At 69.6% G+C, this 17131-nt stretch carries 15 protein-coding genes; 9 read left to right on the forward strand and 6 right to left on the reverse strand.

Translation table 11 applies throughout. The features are described 5' to 3' along the window. Nucleotides 1–180: 180 nt before the first annotated feature. Genes OG972_RS24090 through OG972_RS24115 form a run of 6 tightly spaced genes read left to right on the forward strand, consistent with a single transcriptional unit; the run spans nt 181 to nt 5581 of the window. On the forward strand, nt 181–1281 hold the full coding sequence (locus OG972_RS24090) for an MFS transporter (protein WP_266984690.1): 1101 nt from the start codon (nt 181–183) through the stop codon (nt 1279–1281). Further along, a complete protein-coding gene (locus OG972_RS24095) occupies nt 1278–3602 on the forward strand; it encodes a molybdopterin oxidoreductase family protein (protein ID WP_266984692.1) in 2325 nt (774 codons plus the stop codon). Before OG972_RS24090 ends, OG972_RS24095 begins: the two co-directional genes overlap by 4 nt. A gap of 7 nt (nt 3603–3609) precedes the next feature. After that, a complete protein-coding gene (locus OG972_RS24100) occupies nt 3610–4212 on the forward strand; it encodes a 4Fe-4S dicluster domain-containing protein (protein ID WP_266984694.1) in 603 nt (200 codons plus the stop codon). Further along, a complete protein-coding gene (locus OG972_RS24105) occupies nt 4209–4931 on the forward strand; it encodes a Rieske (2Fe-2S) protein (RefSeq protein WP_266984696.1) in 723 nt (240 codons plus the stop codon). Before OG972_RS24100 ends, OG972_RS24105 begins: the two co-directional genes overlap by 4 nt. After that, nucleotides 4928–5314, forward strand: a complete 387-nt coding sequence (locus OG972_RS24110) for a DUF6755 family protein (protein WP_266984697.1) — start codon at nt 4928–4930, stop codon at nt 5312–5314. Before OG972_RS24105 ends, OG972_RS24110 begins: the two co-directional genes overlap by 4 nt. A gap of 39 nt (nt 5315–5353) precedes the next feature. Next, nucleotides 5354–5581 carry a hypothetical protein gene (locus OG972_RS24115; RefSeq protein ID WP_266984698.1) on the forward strand — a complete coding sequence of 76 codons (228 nt, stop codon included), beginning with the start codon at nt 5354–5356 and terminating at the stop codon, nt 5579–5581. A gap of 265 nt (nt 5582–5846) precedes the next feature. Here OG972_RS24115 and OG972_RS24120 read toward each other — a convergent pair whose 3' ends face one another. The 5 genes from OG972_RS24120 to OG972_RS24140 all read right to left on the reverse strand — a co-directional run bounded on the left by OG972_RS24120 (nt 5847) and on the right by OG972_RS24140 (nt 11185). After that, on the reverse strand, nt 5847–6431 hold the full coding sequence (locus OG972_RS24120; RefSeq protein WP_266984700.1) for a hypothetical protein: 585 nt from the start codon (nt 6429–6431) through the stop codon (nt 5847–5849). Nucleotides 6432–6580: 149 nt separating this feature from the next. Beyond that, the gene (locus OG972_RS24125) at nt 6581–7414 is read right to left on the reverse strand and encodes an S-methyl-5'-thioadenosine phosphorylase (protein ID WP_266984701.1); all 834 of its coding nucleotides are present in this window, start codon (nt 7412–7414) and stop codon (nt 6581–6583) included. Nucleotides 7415–7503: 89 nt separating this feature from the next. Beyond that, the gene (locus tag OG972_RS24130) at nt 7504–7848 is read right to left on the reverse strand and encodes an FmdB family zinc ribbon protein (RefSeq protein ID WP_266984703.1); all 345 of its coding nucleotides are present in this window, start codon (nt 7846–7848) and stop codon (nt 7504–7506) included. A gap of 226 nt (nt 7849–8074) precedes the next feature. Beyond that, nucleotides 8075–9361 carry an MFS transporter gene (locus OG972_RS24135; RefSeq protein WP_266984705.1) on the reverse strand — a complete coding sequence of 429 codons (1287 nt, stop codon included), beginning with the start codon at nt 9359–9361 and terminating at the stop codon, nt 8075–8077. 303 nt (nt 9362–9664) lie between these two features. Then, a complete protein-coding gene (locus OG972_RS24140; RefSeq protein WP_266990682.1) occupies nt 9665–11185 on the reverse strand; it encodes a potassium/proton antiporter in 1521 nt (506 codons plus the stop codon). 216 nt (nt 11186–11401) lie between these two features. Here OG972_RS24140 and OG972_RS24145 point away from each other — a divergent pair, with 216 nt between their 5' ends. After that, nucleotides 11402–14152 carry a penicillin acylase family protein gene (locus tag OG972_RS24145; RefSeq protein ID WP_266984706.1) on the forward strand — a complete coding sequence of 917 codons (2751 nt, stop codon included), beginning with the start codon at nt 11402–11404 and terminating at the stop codon, nt 14150–14152. A gap of 59 nt (nt 14153–14211) precedes the next feature. On the opposite strand, the gene OG972_RS24150 is transcribed toward OG972_RS24145, so the two are convergent. Beyond that, nucleotides 14212–14805 carry a 5-formyltetrahydrofolate cyclo-ligase gene (locus OG972_RS24150; RefSeq protein WP_266984707.1) on the reverse strand — a complete coding sequence of 198 codons (594 nt, stop codon included), beginning with the start codon at nt 14803–14805 and terminating at the stop codon, nt 14212–14214. Between the two features lie 94 nt (nt 14806–14899). On the opposite strand from OG972_RS24150, the gene galU reads away from it, so the two are divergent. Together galU and glp are read left to right on the forward strand one after the other, a co-directional pair. Continuing rightward, on the forward strand, nt 14900–15802 hold the full coding sequence (galU, locus tag OG972_RS24155; RefSeq protein WP_266984708.1) for a UTP--glucose-1-phosphate uridylyltransferase GalU: 903 nt from the start codon (nt 14900–14902) through the stop codon (nt 15800–15802). 4 nt (nt 15803–15806) lie between these two features. After that, nucleotides 15807–17117, forward strand: coding sequence for a gephyrin-like molybdotransferase Glp (gene glp / locus OG972_RS24160; RefSeq protein ID WP_266984710.1), 1311 nt, complete (start codon nt 15807–15809; stop codon nt 17115–17117). Nucleotides 17118–17131: the final 14 nt, after the last annotated feature.

Below are 17131 nucleotides of genomic sequence, written 5' to 3' on the forward strand. Positions count from 1 at the left end.
GAGGCGTATGGACGACGTCGGAAGGTGCGGGTCAAGGAGGTCCACCGTCCGCTTCGTCCCTTCGCGTCGTACGGCCTGCGCGCCGCCCGAGAGCCCGGCTGCGCGCCGTCCGGGCGACGGGCTCACCCTGTCGCTGGCTAAAACAGGACTAATAACCCCATACGTCCCTACGGTGGCTGAGTGACCGAGCCACCAGAAGCCGCAGCCGCAGCCACAGGTGCGCCGGCACCGCCCGACCCGGACGGTGCCGGCGTTCCCCTGTCCGTCACCTTCCGTGCGACCGTGGCAGGCGTCGTCGTCTCCGTCCTGCTGATCCTCGCGATCGTCTTCGGTAGCCGGCTTCTGGAGAACTTCGACTCCGCCCTTCTCCCGTACGCGGTCGCCACGGTCTTCCTCGCCTTCGGTGTCGCCTACCGCTACACGGTCTGGATCTCCGCGCCAGGTGCCCGGCGCCTGTTCCGGCAGGGCTGGCGGAGCTTTTTCTCCATGGCCAACTTCCGTAAGGCCCCGACCGCCCTGCCGAAGATGATCGCCACCTATCTGGGCTTCCAGAAGTTCCTCGGCGCCCGCTCCCACGCCCGCTGGGCCGCCCACCAGCTGATCTTCTGGGGCTGCGTCCTCGCCTCGCTGATCACCTTCCCGCTGACCTGGGGGTGGTTCACCTTCACCTCGGGCAGCGGCTCGGGCCCCGGCTACGAGATGCGCATCTGGGGCTTCAAGATCATCGGCTTCGATTCGCTGAACGTCCTCGGCTGGCTGATGTTCCACGGCCTCGACATCGCCGCCGTGCTCGTCATCCCCGGTGCCTGCTACTTCCTGTGGCGCCGGATGAAGGACCGCGGCGCCATCACCGGCCAGCGCTTCGCCTACGACCTCGTCCCGCTGATCGCGCTGATCGTCATTTCCGTGACCGGTCTGCTGCTCACCTTCTCGTCGATCTTCCTGCACGGCGGCGGATACGAATTCCTGGCGATCCTCCACATGGTGTCGGTGGTCTTCACCCTCATCTACCTCCCGTTCGGGAAGTTCTTCCACATCGTCCAGCGCCCGGCCGCGGTCGGTATGCAGCTGTTCAAGTACACCGGCCTGCAGGACCAGGAGATCTTCAGCTGCCGCCGCTGCGAGGAGCCCATCGACACCGGACCGTACGTCGAGAACCTCCGCGGCACCATGCGTGATCTCAGCCTCGACTTCGACGAGTGGGCCGAATACTGCCCGCGCTGCAAGCGGGTCCTGCGCGGCAGTGCCTATCTCTCCCATGTGAAGAAGGGCTTCAAGTGACCGCGGATCCGCGAGCCGACGACCCCCGTAGGGCCGTTCCGCTCGACCCGTCCCTCGCCCCGCCCGGCACCCGGGCCTTCCGGGACGCGGGCGGCATCCCTGCCGACCGGTGGCACGCCGACCAGAACGGCGAGACCCTCGTCCCCACCCACTGCTGCTTCTGCGGCGTCCAGTGCGGGATGTATCTGCGTGTCGACCGCGGCGGAAAGGTCTTCGGCGTCGAACCCCGTAATCACGACATCAACCGGATGCGGCTGTGCCCCAAGGGCGTCAACGCGTACCAGCAGGTCAACCACCCCGACCGGCTCACCGCCCCGCTGATGCGCCGTTCCCGTGACGAGGCGTTCCGCGAAGCCTCGTGGGACGAGGCGCTCGACTTCACGGTCTCCGAAGTCAAACGCATCCAGCAGACGTACGGCAACGACGCCTTCGGGGTGCTCGGCGGCGCCAGCCTGTACTCCGAGAAGACGTATCTGGTCGGCAAGTTCGCCCGGGTAGCACTCAAGACCCGGCATGTCGACTACAACGGCCGGCTCTGCATGGTCAGCGCCGCGGGAGCCAACAAGCTCGCCTTCGGCATCGACCGGGCCGGCAACCCGTTCTCCGACATCCTGCTCACCGACTGCCTGCTGATCGCGGGCTCCAACGTCGGCGAATGCTTCCCCGTGATGACCCAGTATGTGTGGGGAGCCCGGGACCGCGGCGCGAGCCTGATCGTCATCGACCCGCGCGAAACCGCGATCGCTCGCACCGCCGACATCCATGTCGCCCTCAAGCCGGGCACCGACTCGGCGTTCTTCACCTCCGTTCTGAACGTCGTCATCGAGGAGGGCCTCACCGACGAGGCCTATCTCGCCGCCCACACCACCGGCTGGGACGAGGTCAGGGCCAAGGCCGCCGAGTACCCGCCGTCCCGTGGCGCCGAGATCTGCGGTGTCCCCGCCGAACAGATCGTTCAGGTCGCCCGGACCTTCGCCCGCGCCCCCAAGGCCATGGCCTGGCACGCCCGCGGCATCGAGCACCACTCGCAGGGCGTCGAGAACTGCCTCGCCGTGATCAACCTCTGCGCCGCCACCGGCCACATCGGCAAGCCCGGCGCCGGCTACGGCACCATCACCGGCCAGGGCAACGGGCAGGGCGGCCGCGAGCACGGCCAGAAATCGGACCTCCTGCCCGGCGGCCGCTCGATCATGAACGCGGAGCACCGTCGGCAGATCTGCGAGATCTGGGGCATCGAGGAGTCCGAACTCCCGCCCGCCGGTACCTCGATGATGGAAATGGTCTGGCAGATGCAGCGCCGCGAGATCCGGGGTTTGATCGGCATCTGCAACAACCCCTTCGTCTCCCTGCCCAACTACGGAGTGGTCAAGGAGGGGTACGACGCCGCCGAATTCCATGCCCAATTCGATTTCTTCCTTTCCGAGACCGCTGTCAACGCACATGTCGTCTTCCCCGTCACCACCTGGGCCGAGGACGAAGGGGTGATGGCCAACGCCGAGGCCCGCGTCGTCAAGCACAACAAGGCACAGGACCCGCCTCCCGGGGTACGGACCGACACCTGGGTGATGTGCGAACTCGCCCGGCGGCTCGGCGCCGGCGACAAATTCGCGTTCGCCGACTCGCGCGCCGTCTTCGACGAGCTGCGGATCGCCTCCGCCGGCACCGTCAACGACTACTACGGCATCACCTACGAACGGCTGGAGGAGACCGGCGGCATCGCCTGGCCCTGCCCCACCATCGACCACCCCGGCACCCCCCGGCTCTTCGAGGACGGCCGGACCTACCACCCCGACGGAAAGATCCACCTGCAGGTCGTCGACTGGCACCCGCCGATGGACCCGTACGACGACGAGCACCCCATGTCGCTCACCACCGGCCGCACCGTCGCCCACTACCTCTCCGGCAACCAGACCCGACGCCTGGGCGGCCTCGTCGAACAGACCCCGCGCCCCTGGGCCGAGATCCACCCCTCCCACGGCTTCCGCAACGGCGAACCGGTCCGCGTCGTCACCAGGCGCGGAAGCGAGGTCTTCCCCGCCCTCGTCACCGAGGCGATCCGCCCCGACACCGTCTTCATCCCGTACCACTGGCCGGTACCCACCGCTGCCAACGCACTCACCATCGACGCCCTCGACCCCCGTTCCAAGATCCCCGAATACAAGGTGTGCGCCTGCCGCATCGAGCACGCCGAGAAGATCGACGAGGTCCCCGCACCTCCCGTGGCACCCGGCCACGTCGCCTATCCGGAGGCCCAGGTCTCCCGCACCGACCCACGGCCGCCCACGTCCCCACAGGGCCGTGGCACATCGGAGAGGGGCTGAGCCCCGGATGATGGGAAGAACGATCTTCATCGACCCGGGGCGCTGCATCGGCTGCCAGGCCTGTGTCTCCGCCTGCCGGGAGTGCGACTCGCACCGCGGTAAGTCGATGATCCACCTCGACTACACCGACGAGGGCCACTCCGTCGCCTCCCTCCCCACTGTCTGTATGCACTGCGAGGACCCGGTCGCCCCGTGCGCCGAGGTCTGCCCGGCCGACGCCATCCTGGTCACCGCCGACGGTGTGGTGCAGCAGGCCGACACCACCCGCTGCATCGGCTGTGCCAACTGCGTCAATGCCTGCCCCTTCGGCGTCCCGAAGATCGACCTCCAGGCGAAGCTGCAGATGAAGTGCAACCTCTGCTACGACCGCACCGCCTGCGGCCTCGCCCCCATGTGCGCCACCGTCTGTCCGACGGGGGCGCTGTTCTACGGAACGGCCGAGGAACTCCAGGCCGAGCGGCCCGGTGTCCAGATCGCCGACACCTTCACCTTCGGCGCGACCGAGGTCCGTACCGGCGTCGCGATGGTCGTCCCCGCCGACAAGGTCCAGTGGCCGGTGCCCGGCGGTCTTCCCGTCGTCGAAATCAACGGGAAGGACGTCCGCCGATGAGTGTCAGCCAACAGCCACCGGCCGGGGACCGGCACCCCGGCGGGGACCCGCGCGAGGCCCTGCACGACCGGATCGCCGCCGACTCCCTCACCACCCGGCGTGACTATCTCCGGATCGTCGCCACCGTCTCCGGCGGGCTGGCGGTCGGCGGGCTCGGCGTGGCCTCCGGGATGCTCCCGCGCCACGGGGAGCCCGAGGACGGCAAGGCACCTGGGCCGAGGAAGATCGCCGCCCAGCTCCTGCCGGGCGAGTCCCTCGCCTTCAGCTACCCGGACGAAGAGGACAAGGCGGTCGCCGTCCGGCTGGACGACGGCACCCTCGTCGGCTACTCCGCGATCTGTACCCATCTCGCCTGCGCGGTCCTCTGGCGCAAGGACCGTGGTGCGGAGGGGGAGCTCTACTGCCCCTGCCACGACGGCGTCTTCGACGCCCGCACCGGCGAGGTCACCGCCGGACCGCCGCCCCGTGCGCTGCCCAAGGTGGTGCTCACGGAGGAGACCGACGGCAGCGTCTGGGCCATCGGCACCACCCGCTCCGGCGAGAGCATCGAGCAGGACCTGTGCCGCCAGATCAGCTCCGAGCGCCCGGACCTCGCCTCCCGGATCGGCTGCCCCTCCGTCCGGGGCGGCGGCGGGGAGACACCCCCCGCGCAGGCTCCCGGCGCGAAGGCGCACCGTACCCAGGCAACCGAAGCCGAGCCCCCCGGCAGGCGGACATGACCGACGCCCAGCAGCCCGCCGGCCCGGACCCGCGGGCCTACCCGGAGTACCACCCGGGCAGCGCCCGGCCGGAGCTGAACCGCCCCGTCCGTGAGCGCTATCCGCAGATCCGCTCCACCAGCGGCTACGGCGACCCCCGGGTCCGCCGCACCGGTCCGGGCCCGGGAGCGGGCACCGACCAGGAACCCGAGCGCTCCTCGAAACTGACGGCCCGGCTGGCCCTGGCCATGACCGTGGTCATCGGCCAGCTCTGGGGCCTGACCGTCGTCGTCGACGAATGGATGGAGGGCAACACCGCAACGGCCTGGTGGGGTGCGGGCTTCCTCTGCCTGTCCTTCGCCGTCGTCCTCGGGCTCTGGATGCTCGACCCGAAGGACCGCTGACCGCTGCCGTACCCGGGGGAGCCGCCGTACCCTGGAGACATGAGCACCGCCCCCGCCTCCGGACCGCGCGATTCGAAACCGACACAGCCGGCACACCCCGTACAACCGGAACAGAGGAAGCCCAAGCCGGCTCTGATCTTCGACGATCCACTGGACCAGCAGTCCGCGGACGATACGGACCGAGGGTGGGGTGAGCGGGCCCCGGGCGGCGACAGCTCCGCCGACCTTGCGCGCTTCCTCGACGAGAAGCCGCCCCACCACGTCTGAGCTCCGCGTGCCCGCGCCCCGGGTCCTGGCCGCGGCTCTCGCCCGCCTTCGGGTCGGTGACGCAGGGGTTCCTTGAGGCAGGAGCTGTAGCCCTCCCCCGGACCGGCCTTCTTCTTCTCGCTCACGAGTGAGCCTTCCTCCGCGGGAGCCGCAGGGGGAGCGAACTGTTCCGCAACCTGGGGCAGTACGCGGCAGAACCACCCGATCCACGCCTTCGGGCCGGTTGCCTGGCGGTGCGTCAGTCCGCAGGGGTGATGGGTCCCGTTCAGCACAGGGTCACCGCCAGCCGGGCCGAGATCCCCGCGCCGGCCAGCGATGCGGCCGTGCTCCGTGGCACGGACAGCACGACCAGCGCGCCGCCCACCGCAGGACCTTCCGCAGGATCCTCCGCCCCACCGTCGGCCGGTGCCCGCGGCACCGCCGCCACCCGGGCCCCCTTCGCCACCACCCTGGCATCGGCCCCGGCGCCCCCGGCCGCGATCACATCGACCCGGTCGCCGGGGCGCAGCAGCCGGACGGTTGCCGCATCCGCGATCCGGACCGGTGCCGACACCAGCGGAACCGGCCGTCGCTTCACCGGCCCGGCACCTGCCGCGCCCCCGGCACCGCCGGGGGCCTCGCCGCCGCCCAGTCCCGCGGCGGCCAGCGCCGCAGCCGTCAGCGCCAGCCCGGCCGCCATCGCGCGACGCTGCCGCCACATCGCACGCCGCAGCCGGCGCCCCCCGCCCCCGCGCACCCGCAACGGCGCGAACGAGGGCACCCCGCAGGGCGCGGGCGCCGACACCGGCGGGCCCGGGACGGACGGGCGTACATGAAGCGAGGAGGAGGTCGCAGAAGCGGGCGGGAACATGGCCAACACCACCAGTCGTGAGGAGCGCGGAGTCCGGACGAACGCCGACGCCCCTCACCCTCCGCCTTCCGCGAGATTCCCGCTGGGTCCTGTGGACAGCCCCCACGGTGTGGACAACTCCGTCACCCACCCGCCACCGGGGCACCCCCCTACGGCAGTTCGAGTCCCGTCTCGATCCCGTCCAGCGCATGCGCACAGGGACAGTGGCGATCCCCCTCCGCGGGCAGCGCGGTCACCGCGTCGAAGAGCACCGACCGCAGCCGGTCCACATTGGCGGCGAACACCTTCAGCACCTCCCCGTGGGAGACGCCCTCGCCTGCCTCGGCACCCGCGTCCAGGTCCGTCACCAGCGTCATCGTCGTGTAGCAGAGCCCCAGTTCGCGGGCGAGCACGGCCTCCGGATGCCCGGTCATCCCGACCACGGACCAGCCCATCGCCGCATGCCAGCGCGATTCGGCCCTGGTCGAGAAGCGCGGCCCCTCCACGACGACGAGTGTGCCGCCGTCCACCGGCTCCCAGTCCCTGCCGCGGGCCGACGCCAGCGCGACCTTGCGCCCCTCGGGACAGTACGGATCGGCGAAGCCCAGATGCACCACGTTCGGCGCCACCCCGTCCGGCCGGGTCTCCCCGTCGTAATACGTCTGCGTACGGGTCTTGGTGCGGTCCACCAGCTGGTCCGGAACGAGCAGCGTCCCGGGGCCGTACTCCGGTCGCAGCCCGCCGACCGCGCACGGGCCGAGCACCTGACGTACGCCCACGGAGCGCAGGGCCCACAGGTTGGCGCGGTAGTTGATGCGGTGCGGCGGCACATGGTGGCCGCGGCCGTGGCGGGGGAGGAAGGCGACCCGGCGGCCGCCGATCTCGCCGAGGAAGAGGGAGTCGCTCGGCTGTCCGTACGGGGTGTCCACGCGAACCTCGGTGACGTCCTCCAGGAAGGAGTACAGGCCCGAGCCGCCGATGACACCGATCTCTGCGTTCACCATGCGATCACAGTAGCGGGGCGCAAAAACGCCGGGGACTCCGCCGAGTGGATCGGCGGAGTCCCCGGTGAAGAGAGGCTGGGTACCTCGGCTCAGGCGGCCGACGTACCACTCGACGGCGACGCGGAGGACGTCGACGAGGAAGAGGACGAAGCGGAGGCGGACGAAGCGGACGACTTCGAGTCCGACCCCGTCGAGGAAGACGAAGCGGAACCGGATGCCTTCGCGGACGAAGACGACGGCGTGCTGCTCGACGACGATCCGCGGCTGTCGTTCCGGTAGAAACCGGAACCCTTGAAGACGATGCCGACCGCCGAGAACACCTTCTTCAGGCGTCCCTCGCAGCTCGGGCACACGGTCAGGGCGTCATCGGTGAACTTCTGCACCGCCTCGAGGCCCTCGCCGCATTCGGTGCACTGGTACTGATAGGTCGGCACTTGTCTTCCTCCTGGCACTCTCACTCGATGAGTGCTAACAGTCGTCAATGGTAACTGCTACAAGCCGCTGTTTGCAGTAATGTCTGTCACCTGCCCGCAGGGCAGCGGTCAGGGCTTGGCCGTCATGAGGGCCGTCTGCCTGAGTGAGAAGCTGTCACATTATGTGGCGGAGGAGTCACACTGGCGTATTCCGCTGAGCGTGAGCGTGATGCGAGCGCATGAATCGTCACTTTCTGGCCGCGACAGGATCGCGGTGAACCGCGCCGCGTGCGGCCGTGATGGTCGCGCGGGCCGGTGTCAGCCTCGAATGCAGTGCTACCAGGGTGACCAGCGCCAGCACGGTCCCCACCAGCGGCACCACAAAGCCGGTGCTCGCGCCATGGGCGTCCGCGAGCCGTCCGGCGACCGTCACCGCAGCCGCCTGGCCGAGCGCGACCGAACCCGTCAGCCAGGTGAACGCCTCGGTCCGCGCGGACGCCGGAACCAGCGTCTCGACCAGCATGTATCCGCTGATCAGCGCGGGTGCGATGGAGAGCCCGACGAGCAGTCCGAGCCCGGCCAGCAGCGGCACGGAGTGCACCGCCCACAGCCCCGAAGCGGTCAGCGTCAGCGCCGCGTACCCGGCGATCAGCCTGCGTCGCGGCCCGCTCTTCCAGGCGATGGCGCCGCAGGCGATCCCGGCCAGCATGTTGCCGGCCGCGAAGATCCCGTACAGCAGGCCGTTCGCGCCGGGCCGGCCGATCTCCTCGGCGAACGCGGTCAGCGAGACCTGCATGCCGCCGAAGACCGCGCCGATCCCGAGGAAGGCCACCGCGAGCACCCGTACGCCCGGCACGGACAGGGCGGAGACGCGCTGTCCGGAGGCGCCGGCCGCGGCGGCTCGGACCGCGGGCTGGGTGCGGTGCTGCGCCGCGAAGAGCAGCCCGCCCACCAGCGTCAGCGCGGCTTCCGTGATCAGCCCGGCCGCCGGGTGCACGCCGGTGCACAGCGCGGTGGCGAGGACCGGCCCGATGACGAAGGTGAACTCGTCCGTCACCGACTCGAAGGCGGCGGCGGTCGACATCAGCGGCGAGGCCTCCCGGCCCGGAGCCGCGCCCAGCAGGGCCGCCCAGCGGGCCCGCACCATGGGCCCGATCTGGGGGACGGACACACCCGTCGGAACGGCGGCCAGGAACAGCAGCCACAGCGGCGCGTCCGCCAGGGCGAGTGCGGTCAGTGCCGATACGGACGCCGCGTGCACGAGGACGCCCGGCAGCAGTACGGCGCGCTGGCCGATGCGGTCGGCGAGCTTGCCGCTCTGGGGTGCGAACAGCGCCATGGAGACGCCGGTGACAGCGGCGACGGCGCCCGCGCTGCCGTACGAACCGGTGGTGTGCTGGATCAGCAGAACGATGCCGATCGTCAGCATGGCGAAGGGTTGCCGTGCGGCGAAGCCCGGCAGGAGGAAGGTCCACGCCCCCGGGGTGCGCAGCAGCTGCTGGTAACCGGGGCGGTCGGAGACCGTGGACGCCACGGTCCATGCCTTTCTGCCGCCTGGTAGCGGTGCCCCCGCCGGTCCGCACCTGTGGGTGCCGGTCCCGTACGGGGGCTGCCGAGAGCTGTCCTCTTCGCGCGGAACTGCGGTAGATGCCGGGCGCTCGCTGCAGAGGCGGAGGACGCCACGACCGCCATACGGTCGCGCCAGCTCTGCATCAGGCAGAGTTGGTCGATCAGGTGGAGTGACCAGATGTATCGATCAGGTTTCCTTCATGCTACAGGCAGGATTGCTTGCCTGCCTGCGATTGTGCGCAGACTCCTGGTCGTGCGCTTCGGATGGTCAGTGATGGGCCCTCGCGCCCCTGCTGTCCCCGTCGGTCCCCAGCCAGCTGGCCAGCTTGCCGCCCTCGCCAACTGCCCGCAGCCGCGACTCCGCCGCGTCGCGTACCGGATCGGTCGTGACGACCAGCAGTTCGTCCCCGCGCCGCAGCACCGTCGACGGCGCGGGGACGAAGCTCTTGCCGTCCCGTACGACCAGGGTGACCGCGGCGCCGGCGGGCAGTCGCAGTTCGGCGACCTCCACGCCGTGCATCTTCGACTTCGCGGGGATCGCGACCGACAGCAGATGACCGCGCAGCCGTTCCAGCGGCGCCGACTCGATGCCCAGGTCGGCGGCCTCGGACGGGTCCTCGGCGATCTTCAGGGCCTTGGCCAGCCAGGGCAGGGTCGGTCCCTGAATCAGCGTGTAGACGACAACGAGTACGAAGACGATGTTGAAGACGTGGGCGGAGCCCTCGATCCCGGACACCATGGGAATGGTCGCCAGGATGATGGGTACGGCGCCGCGCAGCCCCGCCCATGACATGAAGGTCTTCTCCTGCCAGGACATCCGGAACGGGATGAGCGAGATGAAGACCTCCAGCGGTCGCGCCACCACTGTCAGCACCAGACCGACGATCACCGCGGGCCAGAAGTCCTCGAGCAGGTCGTGCGGGGCGACCAGCAGCCCGAGCAGGACGAACATGCCGATCTGTGCCAGCCAGCCGAGCCCGTCGGCGAAGCCGCGGGTGGCGGGCCAGTGGGGCAGTTTGGCGTTGCCGAGGATCATCGCGGCCAGATAGACGGCGAGGAAGCCGCTGCCGTGGAGCATGGCGCCCGCCGCGTACGCGGACACGGCGATCGCCATCACCGCGATCGGGTAGAGACCGGACGCGGGCAGGGCCACATGACGCAGTCCGAACGAGCCGAGCCAGCCGACGGCGATACCGACGGCCGCGCCGATCGCCAGTTCCAGGGCGATCTCGCCGACCAGTACGTACCAGCTGTCCACCGGCCCCCTGGTCGAGAAGGCCACCACCAGGATCACCACGGGGGCGTCGTTGAAGCCGGACTCGGCCTCCAGTACACCGGTGATCCGGGCCGGCAGCGGCACCTTGCGCAGCACGGAGAAGACCGCGGCGGCGTCGGTCGACGAGACGACCGCGCCGATGATCAGCGACTGCCGCCAGTCCAGGCCGACCAGATAGTGCGCCCCGGCCGCGGTGACGCCGACGCTCACCGCGACGCCGACGACCGAGAGCATGGCGGCGGCGGGCAGCGCCGGCTTGATCTCTTTCCACTTCGTGCCCAGGCCGCCCTCGGCCAGGATCACGACCAGAGCGGCGTAGCCGAACGCCTGGGTGAGTTCGGCGTTGTCGAACTTGACGTGGAAGATCCCGTCCTGCCCTATGGCGATCCCGATGCCGAGATACAGGAGCAGGCTGGGGAGGCCGCTGCGGGACGAGATGCGTACCGCCACGACGGCGACGAGCAGCACGAGTGAGCAGACGAGCAGGAGTTCGTTGAGCGCGTGGACAGTCAGTGGCCGTTCCTTCCCTGCGTACGCCTGCCGAATCGTCTTCCGGCGGCCGGTACTTCGTTACCTTACCTAATCTTTAACGTTTTCTTGACGGCTTCGAGCGTTCGTGCGATCGCTCCTCGATTCGATGCATCCCGATACCGCGTCGGACCCGCTTCGGTGCTGCGCCTATGGTTGCTCCTGCACTCCCAGGACCACCCTGCCCCTCGAAGGACAGCGATGCCCGCCAACACAACCGCCTCTTCCGGCTCTTCCGGTTCTGCCGGTGCGAAGACCGGCAAGAAGAAGGGGCGACGCGCCCGCCTGATCGTGATCGTCCTGGTGCTGGCGCTTGTCGCGGGTATCGGTTACAGCGCGTTCTGGTCCGTAACCACTGTGCGGGCCTCGTACCCGCAGACGAACGGCTCCATCAAGATCGACGGCCTCGCCGGCAACGTCGACGTCAAGCGCGACAGCTACGGGATCCCGCAGCTCTACGCGGACTCCGACGCCGACCTGTTCCGCGCCCAGGGCTTCGTGCAGGCGCAGGACCGCTTCTGGGAGATGGACGTCCGCCGTCACATGACGGCCGGCCGGCTCTCCGAGATGTTCGGCTCCGGGCAGGTCGACACGGACGCCTTCCTGCGCACGCTGGGCTGGCGCAAGGTCGCGCAGGAGGAGTACGACACCGTCCTCTCCGCGGACACCAAGAAGAACCTCCAGGCGTACGCGGACGGGGTGAACGCCTACCTCAAGGGGCGCGACGGCAAGGACATCTCCGTCGAGTACGCCGCGCTCGGCCTCACCAACGACTACAAGCCGACCAAGTGGACCCCGGTCGACTCGGTCGCCTGGCTCAAGGCGATGGCCTGGGACCTGCGCGGCAACATGCAGGACGAGATCGACCGCTCGCTGATGACCAGCAGGCTCAGCAAGAAGCAGATCGAGGACCTGTACCCGGCGTACCCGTACGACAAGAACGATCCGATCGTCAGCGAGGGCGCGATCTCGCCGGTCACCGGCACGTTCGACCCGAAGGCGACGCCGACCTCGGGCATCGGCGCGGACACCGTGCAGGGCGCCACCGAGGGAGTGAACACGCAGCTCGCCTCGCTCTCCGACACCCTCGACCAGATCCCCGCGCTGCTCGGTCCGAACGGCAACGGCATCGGGTCCAACTCCTGGGTCGTCTCGGGCAAGTACACGACGACGGACAAGCCGCTGCTCGCCAACGACCCGCACCTGGCGCCGCAGCTGCCCTCGCTCTGGTACCAGATGGGGCTGCACTGCCGTCAGATCTCGGCGACCTGCCAGTACGACACCGCCGGATACACCTTCTCCGGCATGCCGGGCGTGATAATCGGTCACAACCAGGACATCGCCTGGGGCTTCACCAACCTCGGCGCCGACGTCACCGACCTCTTCCTGGAGAAGGTCTCCGGCGACGGCTACCAGTACGACGGCAAGGTGAAGCCGTTCGTCACCCGTGAGGAGACCATCAAGGTCGCGGGGGGCGCGAGCCGGCACATCACTGTGCGCGAGACCAACAACGGCCCGCTGATCTCCGACCGCAGCAGCGAGCTGGAGAAGGTCGGCCAGAAGGCCCCCGTCACCAGCGCGGCTCCGGACCGGGCGGACGGTTACGCGGTCGCCCTGAAGTGGACGGCGCTGGACCCCAGCCACTCCATGGACGCTGTCTTCGAGCTCAACCGGGCCAAGGACTTCCCGTCCTTCCGCAAGGCCGCCGAGCACTTCGAGGTCCCCTCGCAGAACCTCATCTACGCCGACACCAAGGGCAACATCGGCTACCAGGCCCCGGGGAAGATCCCGGTCCGCAAGGCGGGCAACGGCACGATGCCGAGCCCCGGCTGGGCGTCTTCGTACGGCTGGAAGAAGGACCCGATCCCGTTCGACGAGCTGCCGTACGAGTACAACCCGAAGCGCGGCTACATCGTCACCGCCAACCAGGCCGTCATCGACGAGAAGTACCCCCACCTGCTCACCAAGGACTGGGGCTTCGGCACCCGCAGCCAGCGGATCAACGCTCTCATTGCGGGGAAGATCAAGGGCGGCGAGAAGATCTCGACCGAAGACATGCAGAAGATGCAGATGGACAACACCAGCGAGATCGCCACGGAGCTGGTGCCCGAACTGCTGACGATCAAGGTCTCCGACAAGAGTGTGCGTGAGGCGCAGAAGCTCCTGGAGGGCTGGGACTCCCGCCAGGAGCCCGACTCGGCGGCCGCCGCGTACTTCAACGCGGTCTGGCGCAACATCCTGAAGCTGGCCTTCGGCGACAAGCTGCCCAAGGAGATGCGGGTCAAGGGCGAATGCCTCACCGTGCTCCCGGCCGACAGCACGGGGCCGGTCGACGAGCAGGACAAGCCGGTTCGCGAGTGCGGTCAGCGCGACGCGGACTCGGCGCAGCCGGACGGCGGCGACCGCTGGTACCAGGTGGTTGCCAACCTCATGAACGACGAGAACAACGACTGGTGGAAGGCGCCGGGAAACCGCAAGGACGAGGCGACCGAGAACCGTGATCAGCTGTTCGCCCGCGCCATGAAGGACGCCCGCTGGGAGCTGACCGCCAAGCTCGGCAAGGACATCTCCACCTGGAGCTGGGGCCGACTGCACCAGTTGACCCTGAAGAACCAGACCCTCGGCACCGAAGGCCCCGATCTGCTCCAGCGGGCCCTCAACCGCGGCCCGTGGAACCTGGGCGGCGGCGAGGCCGCGGTCAACGCCAGCGGCTGGAACGCGGCGGGCGGCTACGAGGTCATCTGGGTCCCGTCGATGCGCATGGTCGTCAACGTGGGGGACTGGGACAAGTCCCGCTGGATCAACCTCACCGGTGCGTCCGGTCACGCGTTCAGCGCGCATTACACCGATCAGACCGACAAGTGGGCCGACGGGGACCTGCTCGACTGGTCCTTCGGAACGAACGCCGTGGCCAAGTCGACGAAGGACACGCTGACGCTCAAGCCGTCGTAGGGCGGCGGACCCGGCACCGCGGTTTCGGGCCGACAGGCCCGGCGCGGTGCCGGCCGGGTTCAGTCGGTGAAGCGCCGCGTTCCGGCCGGCGTCACCACGGCGTCCACGGGGTGGTCGTGCGGTTCCACGGGAACCGTCGCGACCACCTCGTTGTCGTAGAGAAGGACGATCAGCGAGGGGTGCACCCCCGCGGCCGCGAGCCGGGCCAGCACCCGGTCGTACGAACCGCCGCCCCGACCGAGCCGCATCCCGCGTCCGTCCACGGCGAGGCCCGGCAGCAGGACCGCGTCCGCGTCGAGGACGGCGTCGGGCCCGAGCCGTGGACCGTCCGGCTCCAGCAGCCCGCGGCCCGCCGGGAGAAGGCGGCCGGCACCTTCGTACGGCGCCCAGTCCAGATCGTTGTCCGGGAGGAGCACCGGCAGCAGTACCCGTACGCCCCGCGCGCGCAGCGCGTCCAGCAGCGCGCGGGTTCCCGGTTCACTCCCGACCGAGACATAGGCGGCGACGGTACGGGCCTCGGCCAGCTCGGTGAGACCGACTGCGCCCCGGGACAGAACCGCTGCGGCATTTTCGACGTCTTCGCTGTTCAGGAGGGCTCGCGAGGCGAGTAGTTGACGCCTGAGCGAGGCCTTTCCGGACATGTCGGTGTTCAACGTGCACCTGCGCATCTCTCGTATGTGCATATAGAAGTACAAAGTTAACCGGAGGCTCATCTTCCGCCCATACTCACCGGTTATGGTTGCGCGCATGACTCAGTCGCACCCCAGGATCAGCAAGGCTGTCATCCCGGCCGCGGGACTCGGTACCCGCTTCCTGCCTGCCACCAAAGCCACTCCCAAAGAGATGCTGCCTGTGGTCGACAAGCCTGCGATCCAGTACGTCGTCGAGGAGGCGGTGGCGGCCGGTCTCTCCGACGTACTCATGATCACAGGCCGCAACAAGCGTCCGCTCGAGGACCACTTCGACCGCAATTACGAGCTGGAGTCGGCGCTCACCCGCAAGGGAGACGCCGAACGGCTCCAGAAGGTCCAGCAGTCGAGCGACCTCGCCACCATGCACTACGTCCGCCAGGGCGACCCGCGCGGCCTCGGCCACGCCGTGCTGTGCGCCGCACCGCACGTCGGCGACCAGCCGTTCGCCGTTCTCCTCGGCGACGACCTGATCGATCCGCGGGACCCGCTGCTCGCCCGCATGGTCGAGATCCAGGAGCGCGAGGGCGGCAGCGTCATCGCCCTGATGGAGGTCGAGCCGGAGCAGATCCATCTGTACGGCTGCGCAGCCGTCGACACCACCGCCGAGGGCGATGTCGTCAGGGTCACCGGCCTGGTCGAGAAGCCCGAAACGGCCGATGCACCCAGCAATCTCGCCATCATCGGGCGCTACGTCCTCGACCCCGCCGTCTTCGACATACTGCGCAGGACCGAGCCGGGCCGCGGGGGCGAGATCCAGCTCACCGACGCGCTGCAGCTGCTCGCCGCGGACGAGAAGATCGGCGGCCCGGTGCACGGTGTCGTCTTCAAGGGACGCCGCTATGACACCGGCGACCGGAGCGACTATCTGCGTGCCATTGTCAGACTCGCGTGCGAACGTGAAGATCTGGGCCCGGAGTTCCGGACCTGGCTCCGCAGATATGTCACCGAGGAGATGTAGCACTTTGAGCAGCACGATCTGGTCGGTGGACGAGCACCTGGAAGACATTCTCGGCGCCGTGCGGCCGCTCGAACCCATCGAGCTGCAACTGCCCGAGGCCCAGGGCTGCGTCCTCGTCGAGGACGTCATGGTGGAGATCGCCCTGCCGCCCTTCGATAACAGCTCGATGGACGGGTACGCGGTCCGGATCGCCGATGTCGAGGGCGCCAGCGAGGAGTTCCCCGCGGTGCTCACGGTCATCGGTGACATCGCGGCGGGCAGCGACGGGCTCTCCGGCGATCAGACCGTGGGACCGGGCGAGGCCGCCCGCATCATGACCGGCGCACCGCTGCCGGCCGGTGCCGAGGCCGTCGTCCCGGTCGAGTGGACCGACGGCGGTACGGGCGGCGGCCCGGCGGACACCATGCGCGCCCACAGCGACGCCCCACAGGTCGCGGGCGGGGAGGTCCGCGTCCACCGCCCGGTCGCGGCCCGCGCCCATGTCCGGGCCCGCGGCAGCGATGTGCAGCCCGGCGATCTGGCCCTGCGGGCCGGTTCGGTGATCGGGCCGCCGCAGATCGGGCTGCTCGCAGCGATCGGCCGCTCCACCGTGAAGGTGCGCCCGCGGCCGCGCGTCGTCGTCATCTCCACCGGCAGCGAACTCGTGCAGCCCGGCGAGGAGCTGACCGGCGGCCGGATCTACGACTCGAACAGCTTCGCGCTGACCGCCGCCGCGCGCGACGCCGGGGCGATCGCCTACCGGGTCGGAGCCGTCGAGGACGACGCCGATTCGCTCCGCGCCACGATCGAGGACCAGCTGATCCGCGCGGACATCGTCGTCACCACGGGCGGGGTCAGTGTCGGTGCGTACGACGTGGTCAAGGAAGCACTGTCCTCCGTCGGCGACGAGGACGAGCCGGGCAGCGGCATCGACTTCCGCAAGCTCGCCATGCAGCCCGGCAAGCCGCAGGGCTTCGGTTCGATCGGCCCGGAGCACACACCGCTGCTGGCGCTGCCGGGCAATCCCGTCTCCTCGTACGTCTCGTTCGAGCTGTTCGTGCGGCCCGCGATCCGCACGCTGATGGGCCTGCAAGAGGTGACCCGCCCGACCGTCCGGGCCACGCTGAACACCGACAAAGCGCTCTCCTCGCCGTCCGGCAAGCGCCAGTTCCTGCGCGGCACGTACGACGCGGAGGCGGGCACCGTCACGCCCGTCGGCGGCTCCGGATCGCATCTGATCGCGGCCCTCGCCCAGGCGGACGCGCTGATCGTGCTGCCCGAGGACGTCACCTCCGCGGAGCCCGGCACGGTCACCGAGGTGATCCTGCTCCGCTGAACGCCGGCCGGTGG

It is taken from the genome of Streptomyces sp. NBC_01669, from assembly GCF_026339735.1.
GTDB classification, from domain to species: Bacteria; Actinomycetota; Actinomycetes; order Streptomycetales; family Streptomycetaceae; genus Streptomyces; species Streptomyces yanii.